This is a genomic window from Catalinimonas locisalis (genome assembly GCF_038039535.1).
Classification (GTDB): domain Bacteria; phylum Bacteroidota; class Bacteroidia; order Cytophagales; family Cyclobacteriaceae; genus Catalinimonas.
Window position 1 is genome coordinate 1 of record NZ_JBBPHP010000029.1, and the last position, 24,015, is coordinate 24,015.

Annotated in this window: 16 protein-coding genes; 9 read left to right on the plus strand and 7 right to left on the minus strand. The window is 43.2% G+C overall.

Annotated elements, in window-relative coordinates; genetic code table 11:
• From WJR50_RS24400 to kduI, 4 genes are all read right to left on the minus strand, one after another.
• Positions 1-692, minus strand: a 692-nt coding sequence (locus WJR50_RS24400) for a PfkB family carbohydrate kinase (RefSeq protein ID WP_341295922.1), incomplete at its 3' end; no start/stop codon positions are given.
• 120 nt (positions 693-812) lie between these two features.
• A complete protein-coding gene (locus WJR50_RS24405; protein ID WP_341295923.1) occupies positions 813-1,844 on the minus strand; it encodes a LacI family DNA-binding transcriptional regulator in 1,032 nt (343 codons plus the stop codon).
• Between the two features lie 46 nt (positions 1,845-1,890).
• Positions 1,891-2,679, minus strand: a complete 789-nt coding sequence (locus tag WJR50_RS24410; protein WP_341295924.1) for a gluconate 5-dehydrogenase — start codon at positions 2,677-2,679, stop codon at positions 1,891-1,893.
• An 8-nt stretch (positions 2,680-2,687) separates the two neighbouring features.
• A complete protein-coding gene (gene kduI, locus WJR50_RS24415) occupies positions 2,688-3,527 on the minus strand; it encodes a 5-dehydro-4-deoxy-D-glucuronate isomerase (RefSeq protein WP_341295925.1) in 840 nt (279 codons plus the stop codon).
• A 242-nt stretch (positions 3,528-3,769) separates the two neighbouring features.
• Between kduI and WJR50_RS24420 the strand changes: the two genes are divergently transcribed.
• Positions 3,770-5,203, plus strand: coding sequence for a glycoside hydrolase family 28 protein (locus WJR50_RS24420; RefSeq protein ID WP_341295926.1), 1,434 nt, complete (start codon positions 3,770-3,772; stop codon positions 5,201-5,203).
• A gap of 163 nt (positions 5,204-5,366) precedes the next feature.
• Positions 5,367-9,542 carry a two-component regulator propeller domain-containing protein gene (locus WJR50_RS24425; RefSeq protein ID WP_341295927.1) on the plus strand — a complete coding sequence of 1,392 codons (4,176 nt, stop codon included), beginning with the start codon at positions 5,367-5,369 and terminating at the stop codon, positions 9,540-9,542.
• Between the two features lie 17 nt (positions 9,543-9,559).
• Here the strand turns inward: WJR50_RS24425 and WJR50_RS24430 are convergent, their stop codons facing one another.
• On the minus strand, positions 9,560-10,756 hold the full coding sequence (locus WJR50_RS24430) for an alpha/beta hydrolase family protein (RefSeq protein ID WP_341295928.1): 1,197 nt from the start codon (positions 10,754-10,756) through the stop codon (positions 9,560-9,562).
• 172 nt (positions 10,757-10,928) lie between these two features.
• Here WJR50_RS24430 and WJR50_RS24435 point away from each other — a divergent pair, with 172 nt between their 5' ends.
• The 4 genes from WJR50_RS24435 to araA all read left to right on the plus strand — a co-directional run bounded on the left by WJR50_RS24435 (position 10,929) and on the right by araA (position 16,606).
• Positions 10,929-12,593: a ribulokinase gene (locus WJR50_RS24435; protein WP_341295929.1), complete on the plus strand. Its 1,665-nt coding sequence runs from the start codon at positions 10,929-10,931 to the stop codon at positions 12,591-12,593.
• On the plus strand, positions 12,590-13,291 hold the full coding sequence (locus WJR50_RS24440) for an L-ribulose-5-phosphate 4-epimerase (protein WP_341295930.1): 702 nt from the start codon (positions 12,590-12,592) through the stop codon (positions 13,289-13,291). Before WJR50_RS24435 ends, WJR50_RS24440 begins: the two co-directional genes overlap by 4 nt.
• 198 nt (positions 13,292-13,489) lie before the next feature.
• Positions 13,490-15,106, plus strand: coding sequence for a sodium:solute symporter (locus tag WJR50_RS24445; RefSeq protein WP_341295931.1), 1,617 nt, complete (start codon positions 13,490-13,492; stop codon positions 15,104-15,106).
• Between the two features lie 6 nt (positions 15,107-15,112).
• Complete coding sequence (gene araA, locus WJR50_RS24450; RefSeq protein ID WP_341295932.1) at positions 15,113-16,606, plus strand: L-arabinose isomerase; 1,494 nt, start codon at positions 15,113-15,115, stop codon at positions 16,604-16,606.
• 55 nt (positions 16,607-16,661) lie between these two features.
• On the opposite strand, the gene WJR50_RS24455 is transcribed toward araA, so the two are convergent.
• Positions 16,662-17,828 carry an aldose epimerase family protein gene (locus WJR50_RS24455; protein WP_445223486.1) on the minus strand — a complete coding sequence of 389 codons (1,167 nt, stop codon included), beginning with the start codon at positions 17,826-17,828 and terminating at the stop codon, positions 16,662-16,664.
• A gap of 165 nt (positions 17,829-17,993) precedes the next feature.
• Complete coding sequence (locus tag WJR50_RS24460) at positions 17,994-19,481, minus strand: arylsulfatase (protein WP_341295934.1); 1,488 nt, start codon at positions 19,479-19,481, stop codon at positions 17,994-17,996.
• 175 nt (positions 19,482-19,656) lie between these two features.
• Here WJR50_RS24460 and WJR50_RS24465 point away from each other — a divergent pair, with 175 nt between their 5' ends.
• The 3 genes from WJR50_RS24465 to WJR50_RS24475 all read left to right on the plus strand — a co-directional run bounded on the left by WJR50_RS24465 (position 19,657) and on the right by WJR50_RS24475 (position 23,841).
• Positions 19,657-20,499: a mechanosensitive ion channel family protein gene (locus tag WJR50_RS24465; RefSeq protein WP_341295935.1), complete on the plus strand. Its 843-nt coding sequence runs from the start codon at positions 19,657-19,659 to the stop codon at positions 20,497-20,499.
• Positions 20,500-20,556: 57 nt separating this feature from the next.
• Positions 20,557-21,474: a DUF3078 domain-containing protein gene (locus WJR50_RS24470; RefSeq protein WP_341295936.1), complete on the plus strand. Its 918-nt coding sequence runs from the start codon at positions 20,557-20,559 to the stop codon at positions 21,472-21,474.
• Positions 21,475-21,588: 114 nt separating this feature from the next.
• Positions 21,589-23,841 carry a DUF748 domain-containing protein gene (locus WJR50_RS24475; protein ID WP_341295937.1) on the plus strand — a complete coding sequence of 751 codons (2,253 nt, stop codon included), beginning with the start codon at positions 21,589-21,591 and terminating at the stop codon, positions 23,839-23,841.
• Positions 23,842-24,015: the final 174 nt, after the last annotated feature.

Below are 24,015 nucleotides of genomic sequence, written 5' to 3' on the forward strand. Positions count from 1 at the left end.
AGCTGGGTACATACCGACTCATAAGCGGCTGCTTCCACATGACCTTTGGTCACATCTACCCCTTCAGGATGAATGCCGAATACCTTCTCAGCATCTTCTTCATTGCCCAGGATGACGTCACAGCCTTCCACCAGCTCAGGCATCACTTCAGAAGCTTTCTTGCCATATTTCCAGAGGTTTTTGCGGTAGTTGAGGTCGGTAGAAACGGTGATCCCTTTAGCATTGGCAGCTTTGACCCCTTCCAGGCAGACATCAGCAGCCCCTTGAGAGACAGCAGGAGTGATGCCTGTCCAGTGAAACCATTCAGCACCTTCCAGGGATTTGTCCCAGTCAATCATACCGGGCTGGATTTCAGAAAGGGCAGAGTTGGCTCGGTCATAGACGACCTTGCTACCACGGGTAACTGCACCAGACTCCAGGAAGTAGATACCCAGGCGGTCGCCACCAAAGGCAATGTGGTCAGTGCCGACATTGTATTTTCTAAGAGTAGAAAGCGCGGCAGCACCAATATCATTATTAGGTAAGCGGGTGATAAACTGAGGTGAAAGGCCATAGTTGGCCAGTGAAACAGCGACATTGGCTTCACCGCCACCGTAGGTAGCTTCAAACTCAGTGGCCTGGATAAAGCGTTGATAGCTGGGCGTTGCCAGTCGCAACATGATTTCTCCAAAAGTGACTACTTTTTTACTCATAGGTTGATTTGAAAGTTTAGAGGTTTGAAATAAAAAATTTAATAGACGCTAGATAAGCGATTATATGAACAAATAATTTTTAGAAGCTAAAGTGAATGAGATTTTGGCTTAAACTGTAAACTACTCCAGAGTTTTTCTAAGAGAAGATCCCCTTACAATGAGCTTAGGCGTAAGCACAGTCTTCTGACTGATAGGTTTTTTGTCAGATTTAAGCTGATCAAAGAAAAGTTCGGCGGTAAAACTCCCCATCGTAATACTCAACTGGTCTACCGTAGTAAGGGGAGGAGAAGTAAAGGAGGTAAAAGGTTCATTGCTAAAACCGGCTAATGCTATCTGCTGAGGAATCTTGATCTGCCGTTCTTTTAAAACCTGCATAGCACCCATAGCGCCATAATCGCTGGCAGAAAATACTGCATCAGGAAGGACAGGGAGTTTTAAAAGTTGTTCCATACTGCTTCTTCCATCCTCCAACTGAAGATTGCTTTCTACCACCAAGGACTCATCATAAGGAAGCCCATAATCCAGAAGAGCTGCTTTGTAGCCTCTTAAGCGTTCAATATATATACTTACCTTTTTAGGACTGGTAAAATGGGCGATACGTGTGCAGCCTTGTTCTATCAGGTGCTCTACAGTTTTATAAGCTCCCAGATAATCATCTATCATGACCTGGCTCACATCCAGTTCATTCGTAACTCTGTCAAAAAGGATAAGCGGAATATCTCTGTCCTGTGCTCTTTTAAAATGGCTGAAGTCTTCTGTGTTTTTTCCGATAGAGGCAATAATACCATCTACTCTTGCACTGATCAGTGCATCCACCGTCTGAACCTCTTTTCCATAATTGTCGTACGACTGGCAGATGATTACTTTATAATGGACCTTGTTGGCGATTTCTTCAATACCTCTGACGACTGAGGCAAAAAAACTTCGGTCGGCAGTGGGTACGACAATACCGATGAGGTGACTTTTACCATTACGGAGCGCAGCCGCAATATTATTAGGCTGATAATTGAGTTGCTTAGCGGCTTTGAGTACTGCCTTACGTGTATTCTCGCTAATCCTCGGTTTATTATTCAGGGCACGAGATACGGTAGAAGCGGTGATGTTCAGCTTCTTGGCAATATCGTGTATGGTTGCTCTACTATTTTTTGACATGACCGAAAGAAAAAGCTATACAAAATAAGAACATTTTTATAAAAATTTATTCCTTGCTTATGGGTTTACCAATGGTAGCCAAAATACCTCCATCTACATACAGGATTTGTCCGTTGACAAAATCACTGGCTTTGCTGGATAAGAAGATTGCTGCCCCCTCCAGATCTTGAGGATCACCCCAGCGGCCTGCCGGAGTACGATTGATGATAAAATCGTGAAGTGGGTGGCCGTCCAAACGAATAGGAGCGGTCTGCTCGGTAGCAAAATATCCGGGACCAATACCATTGACCTGTATATTATACTTTGCCCATTCGGTGGCAAGATTACGGGTAAGCATCTTCAGACCTCCCTTAGCCGCAGCGTAGGCGGTAATGCTATCCCTGCCCAGTTCACTCATCATAGAGCAGATATTGATAATTTTTCCACCATTACGCTGCACCATGGATTTTGCTACCAGCTTGCTCATGATAAAAGCAGCAGTGAGGTCAATATCCATAACGCGACGAAAGTCTTCCACTTCCATTTCCAAAGCAGGAACACGCTTCATGATAGCAGCATTGTTGAATAAGATATCAATGGGGCCAACTTCTTTTTCTATTTTGCTTACATTTTCTTTTGCCTCCTGCTCATTGGATACATCAAACAGATACCCTTTCACGTCATAACCTTCCTCACGATAATGGGCCAGGGCAGCTTCCATCTTGGCAGGTGTATGTCCGTTGATGACGACAGTAGCTCCGGCTTTTGCTACCGCTTTGGCCATCGCCATACCCAATCCGTGGGTGGCACCTGTGAGCAACGCTACTTTTCCGCTAAGGTCAAAAAGCTTATGCATATCTAGGTTTATTTAAGTTCTGTAGGTGAAATTTTATCCATATCGCCATAATCCAGGTTCTCTCCGGCCATTCCCCAGATAAAAGAGTAATTACTGGTGCCCGCTCCACTGTGAATAGACCAGGGAGGAGACACTACAGCCTGTTTGTTATGTACAAATATGTGTCGGGTTTCCTTTGCTTCTCCCATAAAGTGGCATACTGCCTGGTCTTCAGGAAGATTGAAGTAAAAGTAAGCTTCCATTCTCCTGTCATGGGTATGGGCAGGCATGGTGTTCCACACACTGCCGGTCTGAAGTTCAGTGATTCCCATCTGCAGTTGGCAGGTCTGGATGATAGGACTTACCAGCATCTTTCTGAGAATACGATGGTTGGAGTTTTCAGGAGCACCAAGCTCCACGGTTTCAGCCTTATCTAAGGTGACTTTGGTGGTAGGGTAAGCCTGATGTGCCGGTGCCGAATTGAAATAAAAATGAGTGTCTCCTGATTTGGCCGGATGAAAAATAACTTCCTTCACTCCTTTGCCTACATACAGTGCTTCTTTGGTAGCCAGCACAAAATCTTTTCCGTCTACGCTCACCTTACTCTCTGCACCTACATTGATGATACCCATTTCTCTTCTGTCCAGAAAGTGCTCAGCTCTCAAAGTAGGAATAGTTTCTAATGCCAGAGACTTCTCTACCGGATGGGCACCTCCAACAATATAGCGGTCATATAAAGTATAAGTAAGCTGAATCGTGTCTTTATGGAAAAGCGTATCAAGCAGATAAGCCTCTCTGAGTTTGGCGGTATTGTAAGTCATGCTGTTATTGGGATGAATCGCATGACGGGTAGAATAATAGGTATGCATGGGCTGGATTGGAAAATTAATATTTATGTGTAATCGTTTGCGCAAAATAAGTATCATTTTGATCAAATCAAATTTTCCATAGAAGAGAGCTTTTCATATTATCCTGATGCTGGAATAAGAGAATGAAAAACAGTAAAAATTTTGTCCATCAAGAGAATATTCATTATTATGCAAACGATTGCATTTCTACTAATACATGCTGCTTAGCATTATATTTAAAAACCTTTAACCTAAAATATTGGATGAAACTCAATGCCACTCAATCACTTTACCTTTCTTTTACGGTTCTGCTAACAGTCATATGTTCTTGCAGCACTCCCAAACAAAACGAACAAGAAAAAGCTGAGGTCAAAAGCAGTGGGGCCTGGGAAAATGTGAGCGCGATTTTAGCGGAAATCAAGGCTCCTGCGTTTCCTGACCGAGACTTCCTGATTACTGATTATGGAGCGGTAGGAGATGGTTCTCAGGATAATACCCAGCCCTTTCAGGAAGCCATAGCAGCCTGCAATCAGCAAGGGGGCGGAAGAGTAGTAGTACCTGAAGGTAATTTTTTTACCGGACCTATCCACCTGAAAAGTAATGTGAACCTACATTTGGAGGAGGGAGCAAAAATTTCTTTTTCAACCAATCCGGATGACTATCTTCCTTTGGTATATACCCGCTGGGAAGGGGTAGAACTGATGAATTATTCTCCTCTGATCTACGCCTTTGAAGAAAGCAATATCGCTATTACCGGAAGTGGAACGTTAGATGGTCAGGCTAACGAAACCAACTGGTGGCCCTGGAAGGGGCGAGAGAATTACGGCTGGCAGGAGGGTATGCCGCAACAGGAAGATGAAGGTAATCGTCCGGCCTTATTTGCTATGGCGGAAGAAGGCGTGCCGGTGAGTGAACGAAAATTTGGACCGGGGCACTATCTGCGCCCCCAGTTTGTGCAGCCTTATCGTTGCGAAAATGTATTGATTGAAGGCGTGACCTTTGTCAACTCTCCCATGTGGATACTCAATCCCGTTCTTTGTACCAATGTCACCATCCAGGGGGTAACGGTAGAAAGTCAGGGGCCCAACTCGGACGGTTGTGACCCCGAGTCCTGTAAAAATGTGCTGATCAAAGATTGTTTCTTCAATACCGGAGATGACTGTATCGCCATCAAATCAGGAAGGAATGCTGATGGTCGCCGAATTGATGTACCCAGCGAGAATATCGTTATTCAGAACTGTAACATGGCCAATGGGCATGGAGGGGTAGTCATTGGCAGTGAGATTTCAGGAGGTGCCAGAAATATTTTTGCTGAAAACTGCACTATGAACAGCCCCTTACTGGACAGGGCTTTAAGAATCAAGACCAGCTCTATGCGGGGAGGTGTGGTAGAAAATATATACATGAGAAACATAGAAGTAGGTCAGGTAGCAGAGCAGGTAATTCGCGTCAATATGTTTTATGAAGATTCCGGTTCGTTTTTGCCTACTGTCAGAAATATTGAGGTACAAAACATGACAGTAGAGAAGGGTGGTGAAGTAGGTATATTGTTGGAAGGCTACAAGCAGTCGCCGGTAGAAAATATCCGTTTGCTTAATGTAACTATAAAAGAAGTGGAAGATCCTTATAAGTTCTCCAACGTAAAGGACGTCGTATTTGAAGATGTAACCATCAATGGAGAAAGTATCACTCCGTAAAAGGCGTTCGCCGGGTCATAAAGTGATTTTCCCGCCCCAACTATTTATGGAGAATGACTGCTTTAGTAAAACAAAGCTTACCTGAGTAAGTATTGAAAATAAGGTAGTATCAACTTAATAATTTGTGTGATTATTTTTATTTATTAAATAATTGCCCGAATAAATGAAGTTTCTGATATGTCTCCTGTTTTCCCTTCTGCATTTCACACTGGTATCGTATGCTCAGTATAAGAATATAAAATTTGAGCAGGTCCAGGCTAATCAGGAGATATCAAGTAATGTCATCTGTATCTTACAGGATAGTCGGGGCTTTATGTGGTTTGGCACACGTGATGGGTTGAACAAGTATGATGGCTACAATCTGACAGTATATACCCATAATGCCAGAGATACCAGGAGTATTAGTCATAATGCTGTGATGGATCTCATAGAAGATGAGCAGGGTAATCTGTGGATGGCTACCTGGGATGGGGGACTGAACATGTACGATCGCAACAAAGATTTTTTTGTAAGCTACCAGACTGATGAAAAGGACCCTAAGACGATTTCGTCTAATCTGGTGAATAGTGTTCTCATTGATAGGGAGGATAATTTCTGGGTAGGTACCAAAGGTGGGGGGCTTGATCTTTTTCATAGGGAAGATGGTACGTTTACTCATTACAGGTATCAACATGATGATACAGGCAGCATAAGTAGTGATATAGTGACAGAAGTATATGAAGATAGTCAGCAGAATTTATGGGTGGGCACGTACGATGGGGGCTTAAATCTCTTCAATAGAGAAAGCCAGACATTTACCAGATTTCAGTACGATAAAAGCGACAAACATTCCCTGAGTCATAACTATATTTCAGAAGTCTATGAAGACAGCCAAAACCGCTTATGGGTGTGTACCAGAGGTGGTGGCCTCAATCTGCTGGATAGAAAAACACTGAAGTTTAGCCATTTCAGGCATTCCCCTTATGACCAGACCAGCCTGGCAAGTGATGTGATTTTATCCATTGAGGAAGATGAGCAGGGAGTATTATGGGTAGGTACCGAAAATGGAGGAATAAGCATTTTTGACCCGAAAACAAAAACTTTCCGAAATTATAAAGAAGATGGTGGAGATGATACCAGTCTGGGCAACAATTCTATCTACGATATCTACAGAGACAATAAAGACAACATTTGGGTAGGCACCTTCAGTAGTGGTCTCTACATGGTAAATATTGATTATAAGCAATTTACCCACTATAAGCACAATTCTTCCCCTTACAGCCTGAACAATAACAATGTCCTTTGTATTTACGAGGACTCAAAAGATAATATGTGGGTGGGCACGGATGGAGGAGGTCTTAACCTATTTGATAGAGAAAAAAGTCTCTTTCATCATTACAAACATGAATTAGGAAATGAAAATAGTATCGCAGGGAACCATGTATTGAGAATAACTGAGGACAGTGAAGGAAACTTGTGGATAGGTACCTGGGGAAATGGAATAACGATTTATAACAAAGAAAAAAACACTTATCGGCATTTTAAACATGACCCGGACGACCCTCAAAGTATAAATAGCAATAATATCTGGAATATCTACGAAGACTCCCAGAAGAATATCTGGTTAGCTACCTATAGCAATGGTCTGGACTTATATAATCGTGAAAAAGAATCCTTCAATCACTTTATCTCCAAGCCGGAAGATAAAGCTAGTATAAGCCATAACACGGTAAATAATATTTTTGAGGATAGTCGCGGTCGTTTGTGGGTAAGCACCAAAGGAGGAGGTCTCAACCTTATGGACAGAAAGACGCAGACTTTCACTCGTTTTGTGCATAAAAAACAAGAAAATAGTATCAGTAACAATTTCACCAGCTGCATTTTTGAGGATAGACGAGGTGACCTATGGATAGGTACAGAAGAAGGCTTAAATCGTCTGGATAGTGATACAAATAAATTTACCAATTACTATCAGGTAGATGGTTTGCCCAACGACTTTATTTATGGCATACTTGAAGATGATCACGGTAACTTATGGATAAGTACCAAAAAAGGTTTATCCAAGTATAATCCTCTCAATGATACTTTTGAAAACTTTGGGGTAGCAGATGGGCTGCAGGCAGACGAATATCGGGAGGCTTACTGTAAGAGTCGTTCCGGGAAAATGTACTTTGGAGGTATCAATGGTTTTAATGAGTTTCATCCGGATAGCATCAGAGAAAAAGAGTTTACGCCTCCTCTGGTCATTACCAAGTTTGAGATTTTCAATAGTGTTGTGCCTATTGCACAAGACGATGAAGCTATACTTAAAAAACATATCTCTGAAACCGAAGCCCTAACCCTTTCCTATGAGCATTCGGTATTTTCCTTTGAATTTGCCTCTCTCAACTATACTCTTCCTGAAAAAAAGCAGTATGCTTACCAACTGGAAGGCTTTGACAAAAGTTGGAACTATGTAGGTACCAAGCATATGGCTACCTACACCAACCTGGACCCTGGTACATATACTTTTAAAGTAAAAGGGCTTGACAATCAGGGTAACTGGTCCAAAGATACTGCTTCACTAAAGCTGACGATTACTCCCCCCTACTGGCAAACATGGTGGTTTAGGCTAGGATCTGCTTTATTTGTATTGGGCAGTTTTGTGCTGTTCTTCCATGTTCGGTTACGCGTAATTCGCAATCAAAAAGAGGTACTTGAACGACAGGTAAAAGAAAGAACTGAACAATTGGAAAGCCTTACTAAAGAAGAAAGGCAAGCTCGTCTGGAAGCAGAAAAGGCAAGAGTAGAAGCGGAGAGAGCAAATCGTGCCAAAAGTGTATTCCTTGCGACCATGAGCCACGAAATTCGCACCCCTATGAATGGTGTAATGGGAATGACTGCACTTTTGGAAGAAACAGAGCTTAGCCAGGAACAAAAGGAATATACCGCTACCATTCGTAGCAGTGGTGAAAGTTTGCTGGGAGTAATCAATGATATTCTGGATTTCTCCAAAATAGAGTCGGGAAAGATGGAGTTGGAAGCCAACGACTTTCACCTGAGAAATTGTATAGAAGATGTTTTAGACCTGTTTGCCACTAAAGCGAATGAATACGGAATAGACTTAGTATTACAAATGGAAAATACTATTCCTGTTTTGGTTAATGGGGATGCACTTCGTTTGCGTCAGATACTCATGAATCTGGTAGGAAACGCAGTAAAGTTTACGGATGAAGGAGAAATATTTGTGTTTGTACAGCTTTTAAATCAAAAAGAAGAAGCTCTGGAACTGAAGATTGAAGTAAGGGATACTGGAATTGGTATTCCTACAGAGAAAATTGAAAGACTTTTCAAATCATTCTCTCAGGTAGATTCTTCTACTACCCGCAAATATGGAGGCTCGGGCTTAGGTCTGGTGATTTGCAAAAAGCTGATTGAGATGATGGGAGGGAAAATTCAGGTACAAAGTAAAGAAGGAGTGGGCTCCGCTTTTGCATTTAACATATGCTTAAACAAAAGCCTGCAAAACCAACCGAATGTCTTCAGGGAGCTTTGCAGTGTACAGGGCAAACGAGTGCTTATTGCAGATGATAATGCTACTGTCAGGGAGGTATTAAGCAGGCAATTAATGGACTGGAAACTTATCCCCGAGACAGTGAGCTCCATAGAGCAGGCGCTCAATACATTATCAGGAGTTGGTTCTTTTGATCTGCTGATGATTGACACGCAGATGGCTGAAATGCATAGAGATGAGCTTATTGTTCAACTGAATGATACTTATAGTATTCCTGTCATTTTCATGAATGTGGCAGGAGCAAATCATCAATGGCTGCTGGATAAATGTCCGGCATCAGTGATTTTTAAGCCTGTACGCCAGCAGCTATTGTATGATCATCTGCTCAATATATTTAAGCCCAATCATGAACAGATAAAGAATGAGAACAACGCTAAAATATTATCAGTCAGTTTAGCACAGGAATATCCTCTAAGTATTCTCATTGCGGAAGATAATCTGGTCAACCAAAAGCTGGCGATAAGAGTTTTAGAGAAGTTGGGGTATCAGCCTGATCTTGCCAAAAATGGTAAAGAAGCAGTAGCAGCTGTACAAAATAAACATTACGATATCATCTTGATGGATGTACAGATGCCTGAGCTGGACGGTATAGAGGCGACCCGGCAAATACGCAAAAACGCTAGTTACCAGCCTGTAATTATTGCCCTCACCGCAAATGCCATGCAAGGCGATAAAGAGAGCTGTCTGAAAGCCAAAATGCATGACTATCTGCATAAACCATTCCAACTGGCTCAGCTTTCAGATACACTCAGGCAGTGGGCAATAAAGCTAAGAACCAATAATGACATGCATACAAGCATAACTTAATCCTGAGCCTAACATCCTTATTTTTTATAAGAAGCTACCAACTGACTGACTGCTTGATCACCTTGCACTGCATATTTAGGTCTGGGGTGCTGGGCATCAAATACCTGTAGCTTTTGATGAGGCTCTACCGAGACAAAACTTTCGTCAATTTCTCCCTCATCATTTAGTACTTCCTCCAGTGATAAGCCCAGGTGTTTGGCCAGAAAACGGTAAGCTCCTTCCCTTTTGCTAATGCCATAGTCATGTCCTTCGTCAGGAAGATGAAGATTCTCTACATTTTCAGCTTTATCATAAAGCGCATAAATATTTTTGATATAAGGGTATTCTACTTCAGGGGTGTTCAATGTCCAGTCTTTACCATCAGAAATCAGTAGCATAGGGCGTGGAGCAGCCAATGCAGCAATCTCAACATTGCTGGTTTCGTGGGTTTCACTTTGATGGATGGGTAGGCCACTTTCACAAACACAGCCTCCGAAGAAATGTGCCGAAACCATGACTACCGGCAAAGAAACAGCAATCCTGTCATCCAGGGCGGTGAGTAGAAAAGTTTGTGTGCCTCCACCAGAAGCACCGGTTATCGCAATACGTTCTCTATCTACTTCAGGTATGGTATGTAGAAAATCTACTGCTCGTATGCTGTTGATGGTTTGCAGGGCGAGTGCCTGATGATGCTTATGCATGTTCTGATCAGCATCGCCGTAGCCCACCATATCATAGGCAAAAACAATGGCTCCCATGCGTGCCAGGGAAGCACAACGTCTCTGCATTTCTTCACGCGTTCTGGCCGTATATTCATCCCCCTGAAAGTGGCCATGAGTGGAAAGTATGGCAGGATATGAAGATTGCTGTTGAGTAGGCCGGTATAAATTTCCAGTAACAAAATAACCAGGCATGCTCTCAAATGCTACGTTCTCTACTGTATAACCGTCATAAGTTCGTTTGCTGTGAATGATGGGTTTTAGCGGTGTTCTTTCAAAATCCGGTGACAGCCCCAGCCCGTTCCAGATGCCTTCTCGTATTTGCGCTGCCCGCTGCTTCCAGGAAGCTAAGTCGTTGTAAGTAGCAGCATATTTTTCTAAAGCAGCAGTTCCTTCTTCTTCGGTAAAAAAACTACTTTGCCGTAGCATTGAAGTGTTCTCAGATTGCGCTGATAGTCTGCTGCCAAACATCATTAATGCAGAAAGTAGTAATAGGTAGGTCGTGTATTTTTTCATAAAGTCAATATAAAAAAAATTGAAATACCGAATGGCAATGTCTTTAGTCTTTCAGAAAATAGGTAGTAACACTTTTATGGATTTTATGAGTGAAGTTATTCGTAAAGCTGTTGAATTGCTTATCTTACCATGACAATCTAATTTAAAGGAATACCTAAAACTCCCTATAACTATGCATGTAATTGGCATTGACTACGGTACAGATAGCGTGCGTGCTCTCATAGTAGATGCTGCAAGTGGAGAAGAAATCGCCACTGACGTATTTTACTACCCCCGATGGGCAGAAGGCCAGTATTGTGACAGTAACATAAATCAGTTTCGCCAACACCCTCTGGATTATGTAGAGGGCCTGGAAACTACCATAAAAAATTGCCTGAAAAAAGTATCCCCTACGGTTCGGGAATCTATCAAAGGAATAGCGGTAGATACCACAGGCTCCAGCCCCTGTGCGGTAGATAAGACCGGAACGCCTCTGGCTTTGTTGCCTGGTTTTGAGGAGAATCCCAACGCCATGTTTGTCTTGTGGAAAGACCATACGGCCGTCAATGAAGCGCAGGAAATCAATACACTGGCGCGACAAAGTGAAACAGATTATACCCAATATGAAGGCGGAATCTATTCTTCGGAATGGTTCTGGGCCAAAATGCTGCACGTGCATCGGGTAGATGAAAGTGTACGCAAGGCAGCCTACTCCTGGGTGGAGCATTGCGACTGGATACCCTTCTTGCTTACCGGTGGCACCCATGTGCATGAGATGAAGCGTAGCCGTTGTGCTGCTGGGCACAAAGCCCTCTGGCATGAGTCGTGGAATGGCTTACCTCCTAATGATTTCTTTACCCAGCTTGACCCTCTGCTGGATGGCATGCGAGAGCGCCTATTTGAAAAAACCTATACTTCTGATGCGTCAGCAGGTACTTTATCAGCGGAGTGGGCTAAGCGACTCGGTCTTTCTGAAGATGTAGTGGTAGCCGTAGGAGCTTTTGATGCCCACATGGGAGCCGTAGGCGGACAGATAGAGGCTTATTACCTGAGCAAAGTGATGGGTACCTCCACCTGCGATATTCTGGTGGCCCCACGAGAAGAAGTGGAAGGTAAACTGGTGCAAGGTATCTGTGGACAAGTCAATGGCTCCGTCATTCCAGGTATGGAAGGGCTGGAAGCCGGACAATCGGCTTTTGGCGATGTGTATGCATGGTTTAGAAAATTACTCTCCTGGCCGCTCACCCATATCATCCAAGAATCCCAACTTCTGGATGAAGCTACCAAAGAAAAGCTGATAGAAGAAACACTGGATAAAATGATTCCTGCCCTTTCGGAAGCAGCGGCAGATATCAAACCTGCCGAATCCGGAGTAATTGCCCTGGACTGGCTCAACGGTCGTCGTACGCCTGATGCAAACCAAAGGCTGAAAGGTGCTATCTTCGGGCTTAATCTGGGCAGTGACGCGCCTAAAATCTTCCGGGCGCTGGTAGAAGCCACTTGTTTTGGGGCCAAAAAAATTGTAGATCGTTTTCGTGCGGAAGGGATTCCCGTCAAAGGGCTGATTGGCTTGGGTGGGGTAGCCAAAAAATCTCCTTTCATCATGCAGATCATGGCTGATGTGATGAACATGCCCATTAAAATTGCCAAATCAGAACAAACCTGTGCACTGGGAGCAGCCATGTTTGCCGCTACAGCAGCAGGAGCCTATGAGCATGTGGAGGGAGCTATCGCTGGTATGGGCTCTGGCTTTGATGCAGAGTATCATCCGAACCCGGAGCAGAGCAAACTTTATGAAGAGCTTTATGAACAATACAATCAATTTGGAGAGATAGTAGAAAAATTAAGTCAGACATGAGTCAGTATAACGATATCAAACAGGCCGCCTATGAGGCCAATATGCAGCTGCCCGAACTGGGGTTGGTACTTTTTACTTTTGGAAATGTAAGTGCAGTAGACAGGGCAAAAGGGGTATTTGCCATCAAACCCAGCGGAGTCCCCTACCAGCAACTTGCTCCCGAAAATATGGTTATTGTTGATTTTGAGAACAATATTGTGGAAGGTAAGATGCGTCCTTCGTCCGATACCAAAACGCATGCTTTGCTGTATAAGCATTGGGAGAAGATTGGGGGCATCGTGCATACGCATTCTACCCATGCCACGGCCTGGGCACAGGCTCAACAGGATGTTCCGATCATGGGCACTACCCACGCTGATCATCTCACAGTGGATATACCCTGCGCCAAAGTGATGGATGATGTTCGCATAGAAGGTGATTATGAGCATGAAACAGGTTTTCAGATCATAGATGAGTTTAAAGAAAGAGGATACTCTTATGAGGAAGTAGAGATGGTACTGGTTGCCAATCACGCGCCGTTTAGCTGGGGAAAGACTGCTGAGAAAGCTGTGTATAACAGTGCAGTATTAGAAGAAATAGCACGTATGGCTTACCTCAGCCTGCAAATTCGTCCTGATGCCCCTCGCCTCAAAGACAGCCTGATCCGAAAGCATTATGAACGTAAACATGGAAAAGACGCCTATTACGGACAGTCTTAAATGTGCGATAGTGTTATGGTGCTGAGTGTTATAGTCTTTTTTAGCCTCATTAATTTGTAACACTTTTTATGTAATGACAGTACGCACCATAACACCATAACACCATAACACCATAACACCATAACACCATAACACCATAACACCATAACACCATAACACCAAGAACTATATACTATCTAAACTAACCAAAACTAATACATGAAAGGACTTGAAACACTGGACTGGATTGTCATCGCTGGCTATTTCCTGGTGCTCTTGGGTATAGCCTTATGGGTCATTCTTCAAAAACAAAAAGATACAGCGGACTATTTTCTGGCCGGACGTGACATCGGCTGGTTTGTAGTAGGAGCATCCATTTTTGCTTCCAATATCGGTTCTGAGCACGTAGTGGGGCTGGCCGGCACAGGCGCTTCTGATAAACTGCCTCTATTGATTTATGAACTTCATGCTTGGATCGTGCTGATGCTGGGCTGGGTTTTTCTTCCTTTTTACGCACGCAGTGGCGTTTTTACCATGCCTGAGTTTTTGGAAAAACGCTACAACTCAACTGCCCGCTGGTTTCTCTCTATTTTCTCTCTTTTGGCTTATATCTTAACCAAGGTTTCGGTAACGATCTATGCCGGAGGTGTAGTCATTTCTTCCCTGCTACAGATAGACTTCCTTACCGGCGCTTTGGCCACGGTGATTCTTACCGGGATTTACACGGTCTTGGGCGGAATGAAAGCGGTAGTGTATACCGAAGCATTGCAGACAGTGATTCTGATCTTAGGAGCCGCTACCCTTACCTTTATGGGACTAGATGCTGTAGGGGGATGGGGAGAACTGAAAGCTACCGTAGGCGATGATTATTTTGACATGTGGCGTCCACCTTCTGATCCTGATTTTCCCTGGCCCAGTCTGGTGATTACCAGCACCATTGTGGGTATCTGGTATTGGTGTACCGACCAGTACATCGTGCAGCGGGTACTCACTGCCAGAAATATCAAGGAAGGAAGACGCGGAACCATCTGGGGAGGTTTTCTAAAACTTTTACCAGTTTTCCTGTTTCTGATCCCCGGTGTGATTGCATTGGCTTTGAAGCAGCAGGGTAAACTGGAATGGGAGTCTGCCGACCAGGCTTTTCCCGTGCTAATGAGCAATCTCTTACCTGATGGACTGAGAGGATTGGTGGCTGCCGGATTGTTAGCTGCCCTGATGAGTTCACTGGCTTCGGTTTTCAACTCCTGTGCGACACTATTCACCAAAGATATTTATGAAAAGTTGAGACCCGGTACGCCTGAGAAAAAGCTGCTCAACATTGGAAAAATCGCTACGGTAATTATTGTTTTCCTCGGCATCGCCTGGATACCGGTGATGCAGAATATTTCCGGCGTTTTGTATGAATATCTGCAATCGGTTCAATCTTATATAGCTCCTCCTATCACGGCGGTATTTTTATTGGGCGTATTCTCTAAACGGATCAACGCCAAAGGAGCGATGGCTACATTAGTGATTGGCTTAGCCATTGCCGTCATACGTTTAACCCTTGAACTGAGCAAAGATTATCTGGATCCGGAAAGTATCTTCTTCCTGATCGGTGACATGAACTTTTTGCGTTTTGCTGCCTGGATGTTCCTGGCCTCCGTACTGATCGCGGTAGTAGTAAGCCTGATGAGTCCTGCACCATCAGAGGAAAAGCTTTCAGGACTGACCTATAGTACGCTTACGGCAGAACAGAAGGCCGAAAATAAAGCCAGCTACAATATCTGGGATATTCTGGCCTCCCTGGCAGTACTGGCCATTGTGATTTTTATTATGATTTCTTTTAACGGATAATAGGATATGATTAAGCTTGATCAATTTGAAGCCTGGTTTGTTACTGGCAGCCAGCATTTGTATGGAGAAGAAACTTTAAAACAGGTAGCGGAGCATTCGCAGCAGATCGTCAAAGGATTGAATGCAACGAAAGCACTTCCGGTAAGAATTGTCTATAAGCCTGTGCTGACTACACCCGATGCCATTTATCGACTTTGTCAGGAAGCCAACAGTGCAGAGAACTGTATCGGGCTTGTCGCCTGGATGCATACTTTTTCGCCTGCCAAAATGTGGATTGCCGGACTGAAAGCCTTGCAGCGGCCACTTGCTCATCTGCATACCCAATTCAACCGTGACATTCCCTGGTCTACGATTGATATGGATTTTATGAATCTCAACCAATCGGCTCACGGGGGTAGAGAGTTTGGTTACATGGCCAGCCGTATGGGTATCAATCGCAAAGTCATTGTGGGGCATTGGGAAGACACAGAGGTGCATCAGCAGTTGAACGTTTGGACGCGTGCAGCCGCTGCCTGGTACGATGCCCAAGGTGCCAAAGTAGCTCGTTTTGGCGACAATATGCGTGAAGTTGCCGTAACCGAAGGCGATAAAGTAGCTGCGCAAATGCAATTTGGTTACTCTGTCAATGGTTATGGTTTGGGCGATCTGGTGGCTTATGTCAATGAAGTGTCAGATGCGGAAATTGACCAACTGACGTCTACCTATGAAGAGAGTTACGAACTGGCAGACGCTCTCCGTAAAGAGGGTGCTCAGCGGGCATCTTTAAAGGAAGCTGCCCGAATAGAACTGGGCATGAGAGCTTTCCTGGAAGCGGGTAACTTCAAGGCCTTTACCAACACCTTTGAAAACCTGCACGGCTTAGCCCAACTACCCGGAATCGCCTCGCAGCGGCTGATGGCGGATGGCTACGGTTTTGGGGCGGAAGGCGACTGGAAAACGGCTGCTTTGGTACGTGCCATGAAAGTCATGAGTTCCGGTCTGAAAGGAGGAACTTCCTTTATGGAAGATTACACTTATCATTTCCATCCTGACGGACAAAAAGTACTGGGTTCGCACATGCTGGAAATCTGCCCTTCTATCGCAGCAGGCAAGCCCAGATGTGAAATCCATCCGCTCTCCATCGGAGGCAAAGCTGATCCTGTTCGTCTGGTATTTGACACAGCTGCCGGTTCGGCTTTGAACGCTTCAGTCATTGATATGGGTGGACGTTTCCGCCTGCTGGTCAATGAGGTGGAAGCTGTGCCTTTGGAAGAGCCTATGCCCAAGCTACCGGTAGCCCGGGTATTGTGGAAACCTAAACCTAATCTAAAGATTGCTGCCAACGCATGGATACTCTCCGGAGGCGCGCATCATACCGGTTATAGTGCGTGCTTAACTCCTGAATATATGCAGGACTTTGCGGAAATGGCCAATATAGAGTACCTCCTGATCAATGAAGATACTCAGCTTTACCATTTCAAAAATGAGCTTCGCTGGAACACAATGTATTGGGGAAGGTAGGAGAGTGTTAAGGTGTTATAGTTGATATATTGAACCATAACACCTTAACACTAAGTCATTCAGTAGAGAAGCGATACTCAGTAGTAGTGCTGTAAGTCTCTCCAGGAGCAAGTTCTACTGAGGGAAAGTTGGGTTGATTAGGTGAATCTGGAAAATGCTCGGTTTCCAGGCAAAAAGCTGTTCTCTTTGCATAGGTAATTCCTTCTTTACCAGTAACTGAACCATTGAGAAAGTTGCCGGTATAAAACTGTACACCGGGTTCGGTGGTGTATACTTCCATCACACGGCCAGTGGTAGGCTCATGCACTCGGGCAGCCAGACCCATACCTTCTTTGTCCAGTACCCAGCAGTGGTCATAACCCATGCCATATTTGATCTGCTCATTGCTGTCTTCATCAATCTGCTGACCGATAGGCTTAAGCTCACTAAAGTCAAAAGGAGTACCTGCTACCGCAGCCAGTTCACCGGTAGGAATTAAGGTTTCATCTACCGGTATAAACTGATCAGCATTGATCATCACTTCATGATTCAGCACCGTTTGAGTAGGGTCTCCGGTCAGGTTGAAATAAGAGTGATTGGTCAGATTAACTACCGTTTTCTTATCAGTAGTAGCCTCATACTCTATTCTCAGTACATTGTCGTTGGTAAGGGTATAGGTTACTTTGGTTTCCAACTTACCTGGATACCCCTGGTCACCATCAGGACTGGTGTAGGTGAGTACCAACTGCTGGCCATCTTCCGATTGCTGCGACTCTGCTGACCAAACCACTTTATCAAAACCCTTCAGTCCGCCATGAAGATGGTTGCCCATGTTGTTGGTATCCAGCTGATAAGTAGTGCCATCAATGGTAAATTTTCCTTTGGCAATACGGTTGCCATAGCGACCGACCAGCGCCCCAAAATATGGGTTATTGTCTACATAAGCCTGCAAATTATCAAATCCTAATACTACATCATCAAGATTACCGTCGGCATCTTTTACTTTTAAAGAAGTAACGATACCTCCGTAATTCGTGATTTTGGCTTCCATACCATCCTGGTTAGTTAGCGTATAGATGTCTACAGCTTCACCATTAGGACCGGTGCCGAAGCTTTCTTTGGGTATAGGGTTAGATATTTCTTGCATAGTGGATTGTTCGTTTTCTTGTGTTGAAGGTGATTGACATGCAGCCACAAACAGACTAAATATGAGTAGGTAAGGTTTCATACGTGTATTATACATCATTTGGTTAAAGGTCATTGTAGCTTTAGAAAGAGAATAGAAATCAACAATTTTGAAAAAAAGATACTTTTTAAGCTCAAAATATTTCACAAGCACTTCTTGTTTCCAAATCTAAACAAAAGAGGAGAACTCTAAAAGAATTTATGCTTCAGGGGCATTGCTTAACTATTGAGTAGCAGCCTCTGTTGTCATTTGAAATAAAGGGAATCCAGCCAGTGGAGTGTGTGCTTCGTCCATATACAGTTCCATTTCACTGACAAGCTCAGGATGATCTGCTGCTACGTTTTGTTGCTCACTGTCATCATTCTTTAGGTTGTATAACTCGGTAGGCGGAGGGTTATCATCACGCACATTGTAGCGTACTGCTTTCCATTGATCTTTCAATACTGACTGGCGCCCTCCCAACTCGTAAAACTCCCAATAAAGGTATTTATGTTGCTGCTGTGATTTTTCATCACCCAATAAAGTAGGTAAGTAAGAAATACCGTCTATATCTTCAGGTATGGGGGCTTCAATAAGTTCGCAAACTGTAGGCAGAAAATCCCAGAATGCGGACAGATGATCTGATTGTGTGTTGGCTTCAATGTGTCCTGGCCAACGGGCAATGAATGGAGTTCTGACACCACCTTCATACAGATCTCTTTTCATACCTCTGAGTGTGCCATTACTGTTGAAAAATTCCATCTTATGAAAACCCTCCTGATGGGGGCCGTTATCACTACAAAAGATGATTAAAGTATTTTCGCTCAGCCCAAGCTGATCTACTTTATCTACTATTGCTCCCACTGAATTATCCAGCCTTTGAATCATAGAGGCGAAACCTTTCTCCGGTTCCGGCCAGTCCTGCGAGGCAAATTGACCATAATCTGGCACTTCCATACCATTGGTAGGATGCTCATTATTAGCATGAGGAATATTGAAGGCAACATAGAGAAAAAAAGAAGTATCCTGATGATCTGAAATGAAGGATAAAGCTTCTTTTTCAAAAAGGTCGTGGGTATAAGTAGTTTTGGTTTCTGCTACACCCGTACCTTCAGGCCGGTCTGCCCAGGGGTTTTTACCATCTACCAGTATAGTTTGGTTGCCTTTCAGCATTTCTTTTTTACCATTGCGGTACAAAAACTCCGGGTAGAAATTATGTGCATGCCACATATTGAGGTAGCCGTAGGCAAAATCAAATCCATTTCGCTGAGGGTCATCAGGTGGTGGAGGATGTCCTACTCCCCATTTGCCAATGACACCCGTAATGTAGCCCGTGCTCTTTAGTCCTTCGGCTACTGTTACCTCATGCTCTTCCAGCAACTGTCCTGATTGGTTGGCTCTCACTGATACATGTCCTGTATGAAGTCCGGTAAGTAAACTGGCACGAGAGGGGGCACATACGGTAGCGCCCGTATAATGATTATTTAGCCGCATACCCTCTTTGGCTAGCTGGTCAATACGAGGAGTAGATAATGTAGCCTGACCGTAGCAGCTCAAGTCCCCGTAGCCCAGATCATCAGCTAGTATGTAAATGATATTGGGTTTTGTTTTAGAAAGAGAAGTTTCATTTTCCTGTGGAGAAGTACAGCGAGTGAAAGAAATAACGACTCCCAAAAGAACCAAGACGAGAGACTGAGAAAGTACATTTAGCATGGGTAAAAAATTTTTCATATATCAGGATAAACACACATATAGCTACCAGTGGGTTAGAAACAATATACAAATCGTTATCTGCTCTTTGATTCATTTCATCAGATGAATCAACAAAACATATTAAAGATTGCATAAGTTAAGCATATTATTCATTTTCGTTTGACCAACAAAACTAACCAAACCACACCTAACAATGGAAAATTTTGATTTGATGGGAGCAATAGGTTCGCTCAGGGAATTAGCTATCTTATATGTTCCTAAATTGCTCCTGGCTATCCTTACCCTGATCGTGGGTATGTGGATCATTGGCAAAGTTATTGGCGGCATGAAAAATGCCCTCGGTAAGCGAAATGTAGATCCATCTCTCGTTCCTTTTCTTGCAGGATTATTGAAAGCAGTGCTGGTGGTCATGTTGATTATCAGCGTGGCAGGAATGATAGGAATTGCCACTACTTCATTTATAGCAGTATTGGGTGCTGCCGGTCTTGCAATAGGGCTGGCTTTGCAAGGTAGCTTAGCCAACTTTGCTGGTGGAGTATTGATTCTGATCCTTAAGCCCTATAAAGTAGGCGATGTAATTGAGGCGCAGGGCGTAATCGCCAGCGTGTCTGAGATTCAGATCTTTCATACAGTGCTTAAATCTTATGACAATAAGACAATTATCATTCCTAATGGACCACTGTATAACAATACAATTATCAACTATTCTACCGAACCTACTCGTAAAGTTGAATGGGTATTTGGCGTCAGCTATGATGATGATATTGACAAGGTAAAAAAGGTTATAGAAGAAGTTGTGTTTACTGATGAACGTATCCTGGATCGTGATACTCCCTATCTTAAGCTGGCTGAAATGGCAGATAGCTCAGTCAATTTTAAAGTTAGAGGGCTGGTAAATCAGGCAGACTACTGGGATGTATTTTTTGAAAAACAGGAAGCGATCAAAAAAGCTTTTGACGCTAATGGTATTTCTATCCCTTTCCCTCAGGTTGACGCACACTTGTACTCAGAAAATGGTGCAGAACCAAAAGCTTAATCATTACTTATTGAATAACGGGCAGCTGAAGGGCTGCTTTTTTTAATTATCCTAACTATGAAGAAACAGATAGGACTCTTGGCACTACTTTTTTTGCCATGTATGCTTAGGGCACAAATTGTTACTACTATTGAAACCCCTGCTGCCGATACCGTATGGAAAAAGTCTGTCAGCTTCGGACTGAACTTTAATCAGGCTTCCTTCACCGAAAACTGGTTTGGAGGAGGAGTAAACTCTCTTGCTTTTAGTACCTTTTTCAATGCAAAAGCTAACTACAAGAAAGACAAATGGTCATGGGACAATAGAGCAAATTTCCTTGTGGGAACGATTAATAATGATGGACAAGGGTACCGAAAAAGTCAGGACAGGCTTTTTATAGACAGTAAGGTAGGTCATGAGATTTCTGAGGTATGGGGTGCTTATTTTTCTACTACTTTCCTAACGCAGTTTGCACCTGGTTATCGGTACGTAACATTGCCAAGTGGCGAAGAAGATGCCTTGAAAATTTCAGACTTTATGGCTCCCGGCTTCTTAACTTTTTCTTTAGGATTTGAATATATTCCTAATGATAACTTTACACTTCGTTTGAGCCCTTTTTCTCCCCGCTTTACTTTTGTGACAGACACGGATCTGTATTTGAATACAGAGGGAAATACTAATTATGGTGTAGAGATAGGAGAAACATTAAGGCAAGAGTGGCTGGCAGCTCAGTTGGTAGCAGAATGGAGTAAAGACTTTACGGATGACATTAACCTCTACACCCGCTACATGATGTTTGCTAATTATGAAACGCTAAATCTAGAGGAGATAGATCACCGGCTGGATGTAGTATTTAATGCCCAGCTTACGAGTTTCATCAATCTAAGTCTTTCAGCCATTATGGTATATGATTATGATCAGGTAGATGAAATACAGCTCAGCCAAAACTTAGGTATAGGTATACTGCTTCAGGCAGAAGGTGCTGTTGTAGAATAATTAATGAAGGGCAGTGTATTGAAATTAATACACTGCTTTTATTATATTCAATATAAGTTATGGAATGGTAATTTATATTATAACCAACCACTAAAACCTTAAACTTTCCGGGCTATGCGGTGGAAACTTCTCCTTGCTATTCTGGCCGGTTTGCCCATCATTCTACTGGTCTCATTGCCATATGTTGCAGAGTGGTATCTGGAAAAAAATGATCAGGAGATACTGGGCAGAGAAGTAGAAGTAGAGGATATTGACCTCAATATTTTTACCGGAAAGTTAGCCTTGGAAGGCCTGCAAGTGTTTGAAGAGGATATGCAAAAGCAGTTTCTGTCTTGTCAGAATGCAGAAATACGATTGTCCTGGTGGCAACTTTTCTCCAATAACATTCACATTCGCCTGTTCACCGTGGATGAACTGGAAGTCAGTATTATTCAGAATGGTAAGCATTTCAACTTTGAAGATTTATTTTCTTCCATTGTAGCAGATTCCACAGAAGAAAAGCCCTCAAAAACATACCGCTGGCAAGTGGATAGCCTGCTGCTTTCAAATTCAGCCCTTAGCTATCAGGATCTGATTGTGGGTAGTAAAATTGACCTGGACAGTATTAGTATCCATTCTGGTGGTTTAAGCAATGAGAACCCTTCATATCAATTTGATACACGCTTCAAGATGGAGCAAGGTGCTCTTGCAGCCGATCTGTATGTGGATACTGATCAGTCTCTTTATGTACTGAAGAGCAAAATTGATCAGCTCCCATTTGCCTCATTGCAGCCTTATCTGAACAAGTTTATGAAGCTTAGTGATTTTGACAGTCACTTAGATGGAGATATTCTGCTGAGCGGAAACTATGTGGAGGCGGATAGCTTCGCCTTGAAAGGAAATCTGCATGTTCGTGATTTTATCATGATTGACCAGCAGGAAGACAGCCTGATAGCTTGGTCAGATTTTGCTATAGAAATAGATTCTCTGGATACCCGCCAGCAGATTTATGATTTTGGTAACATTAGCATGAATCAGCCTTACATCAGGTTAGTAGTGACCCCGGAGGGAAATAACTTCACCTTTGCACTGGCAGATTTGCCACAAGACACTTTGTATCAAGCCGATAGCCTGACCATGCAGGTACAGACGGATACTTTGAGTGAAGACAACTATGTAAGCCCCTTTGAATATATAGCAGAAAGCTTATACAAGCTGACGCAGGAATATATGGCTGTTAATTATCTGGCAGATAGCATTTCTATACAGAGTGGAGTACTGGAATACTACGATTATACGCTGGAAGACTCTTTCTACATGGAATTAAGTGAACTGAGTGCGCTTGCTACTGATATCAAAGAAGAGGATGAGTATACGAAGTTTAATATTCGTTCACGCCTTGATCAGATCGGCAATATGGTAGCTGATCTTCAGGTCAGCCGCAAGGGGATTGATAATATGATCTTTGATTTTAAGGTGGACAACGTTTACCTCAGCACCTTTAATCCCTACTCAAAATACTATATGGCACACCCATTCGCAGATGGTAAGGTGATCTTTAGCAGCAAGAACAAAATTGAAAACTATTTTCTGACCAGCAGTAACAATCTCTTTGTAGAGCAGATTGCAGTGGGCGATAAAGATACAGCTAATGCACTCTATGAGCTACCCATGAAACTTGCCGTAGCCCTGCTTAGGGATTTTCAGGGAAATGTGAACCTGGACGTTCCGGTAGAGGGGCAGTTAAACGATCCGGAGTATAAACTATGGAGAACCATTCTACAGGTATTGCGGAATATTATCCTAAAAGTTGTAACTGCTCCTTATCGTTTGCTTGCAAATGCTATAGGTGGAGACCCCAATGATTTGAAGTCTGTTAACTTTGAACCTCTACAATATGATGTGCAACAGCAACAGGCTAAGTCTCTGAAAAGTATCGCAAAAGTGCTTAAACAAAAGCCAGAGTTCATCATCCATTTTGTATGTGTCTCCGACAGTATGGAGGAAAAAAGTGCACTAGCTTTAAACGAAACCTGGAGAGCATATCAGGCTACTGCCGCTTTAGTCAGTCAGGATAGTTCAAGCTTGCTTCCTGCTTTAAAAGATCTGGACTCAGCTTTTTATCAGTTTGTTCAGAAAGCTGTACCTGCTTTTGATACTATTACTAATACAAATGTGCTGAGTGCCTGTCTGGAATACACTGGAAAAGCAAAGGTTGATACCCTATATCAACAGCTCTGGAAAAAGAGAGAAGCTTCCGTGCATCATTATCTACTGGAAATAGAGGCTTTAGCAGAAGAAAGATGGGTTTTTGCAGGTGCAAAGTCCTCTACCACCGACTCTACCAAGTATCCTCCCCACTACCAGATAGAGTATCGGATAGAGTAGTATTGGGTGCAGCTTTAATATCCGGTAGTTCATTGATGAATTTCACAATAACCTAAACATTTATCAGCTTATTCTATTTTAAAAATCTAAGTGCACATACTTCTCCGTATATGAACTGTCTACGTTCTGACAGTTTTTTAGACTTTATTTTTTCTTTATTACTTTCGGCAACCA

Excerpts from the sequence above, each read along its gene's own strand:
- WJR50_RS24445 (WP_341295931.1), top strand. The coding sequence starts at position 13,490 with ATGAAAGGACTTGAAACACTGGACTGGATTGTCATCGCTGGCTATTTC.
- WJR50_RS24425 (WP_341295927.1), top strand. The coding sequence starts at position 5,367 with ATGAAGTTTCTGATATGTCTCCTGTTTTCCCTTCTGCATTTCACACTG.
- WJR50_RS24405 (WP_341295923.1), bottom strand. The coding sequence starts at position 1,844 with ATGTCAAAAAATAGTAGAGCAACCATACACGATATTGCCAAGAAGCTG.
- WJR50_RS24435 (WP_341295929.1), top strand. The coding sequence starts at position 10,929 with ATGCATGTAATTGGCATTGACTACGGTACAGATAGCGTGCGTGCTCTC.
- WJR50_RS24475 (WP_341295937.1), top strand. The coding sequence starts at position 21,589 with ATGCGGTGGAAACTTCTCCTTGCTATTCTGGCCGGTTTGCCCATCATT.
- WJR50_RS24460 (WP_341295934.1), bottom strand. The coding sequence starts at position 19,481 with ATGAAAAATTTTTTACCCATGCTAAATGTACTTTCTCAGTCTCTCGTC.
- WJR50_RS24440 (WP_341295930.1), top strand. The coding sequence starts at position 12,590 with ATGAGTCAGTATAACGATATCAAACAGGCCGCCTATGAGGCCAATATG.
- WJR50_RS24455 (WP_445223486.1), bottom strand. The coding sequence starts at position 17,828 with ATGTATAATACACGTATGAAACCTTACCTACTCATATTTAGTCTGTTT.
- WJR50_RS24410 (WP_341295924.1), bottom strand. The coding sequence starts at position 2,679 with ATGCATAAGCTTTTTGACCTTAGCGGAAAAGTAGCGTTGCTCACAGGT.
- WJR50_RS24470 (WP_341295936.1), top strand. The coding sequence starts at position 20,557 with ATGAAGAAACAGATAGGACTCTTGGCACTACTTTTTTTGCCATGTATG.
- kduI (WP_341295925.1), bottom strand. The coding sequence starts at position 3,527 with ATGCATACCTATTATTCTACCCGTCATGCGATTCATCCCAATAACAGC.
- WJR50_RS24430 (WP_341295928.1), bottom strand. The coding sequence starts at position 10,756 with ATGAAAAAATACACGACCTACCTATTACTACTTTCTGCATTAATGATG.
- araA (WP_341295932.1), top strand. The coding sequence starts at position 15,113 with ATGATTAAGCTTGATCAATTTGAAGCCTGGTTTGTTACTGGCAGCCAG.
- WJR50_RS24465 (WP_341295935.1), top strand. The coding sequence starts at position 19,657 with ATGGAAAATTTTGATTTGATGGGAGCAATAGGTTCGCTCAGGGAATTA.
- WJR50_RS24420 (WP_341295926.1), top strand. The coding sequence starts at position 3,770 with ATGAAACTCAATGCCACTCAATCACTTTACCTTTCTTTTACGGTTCTG.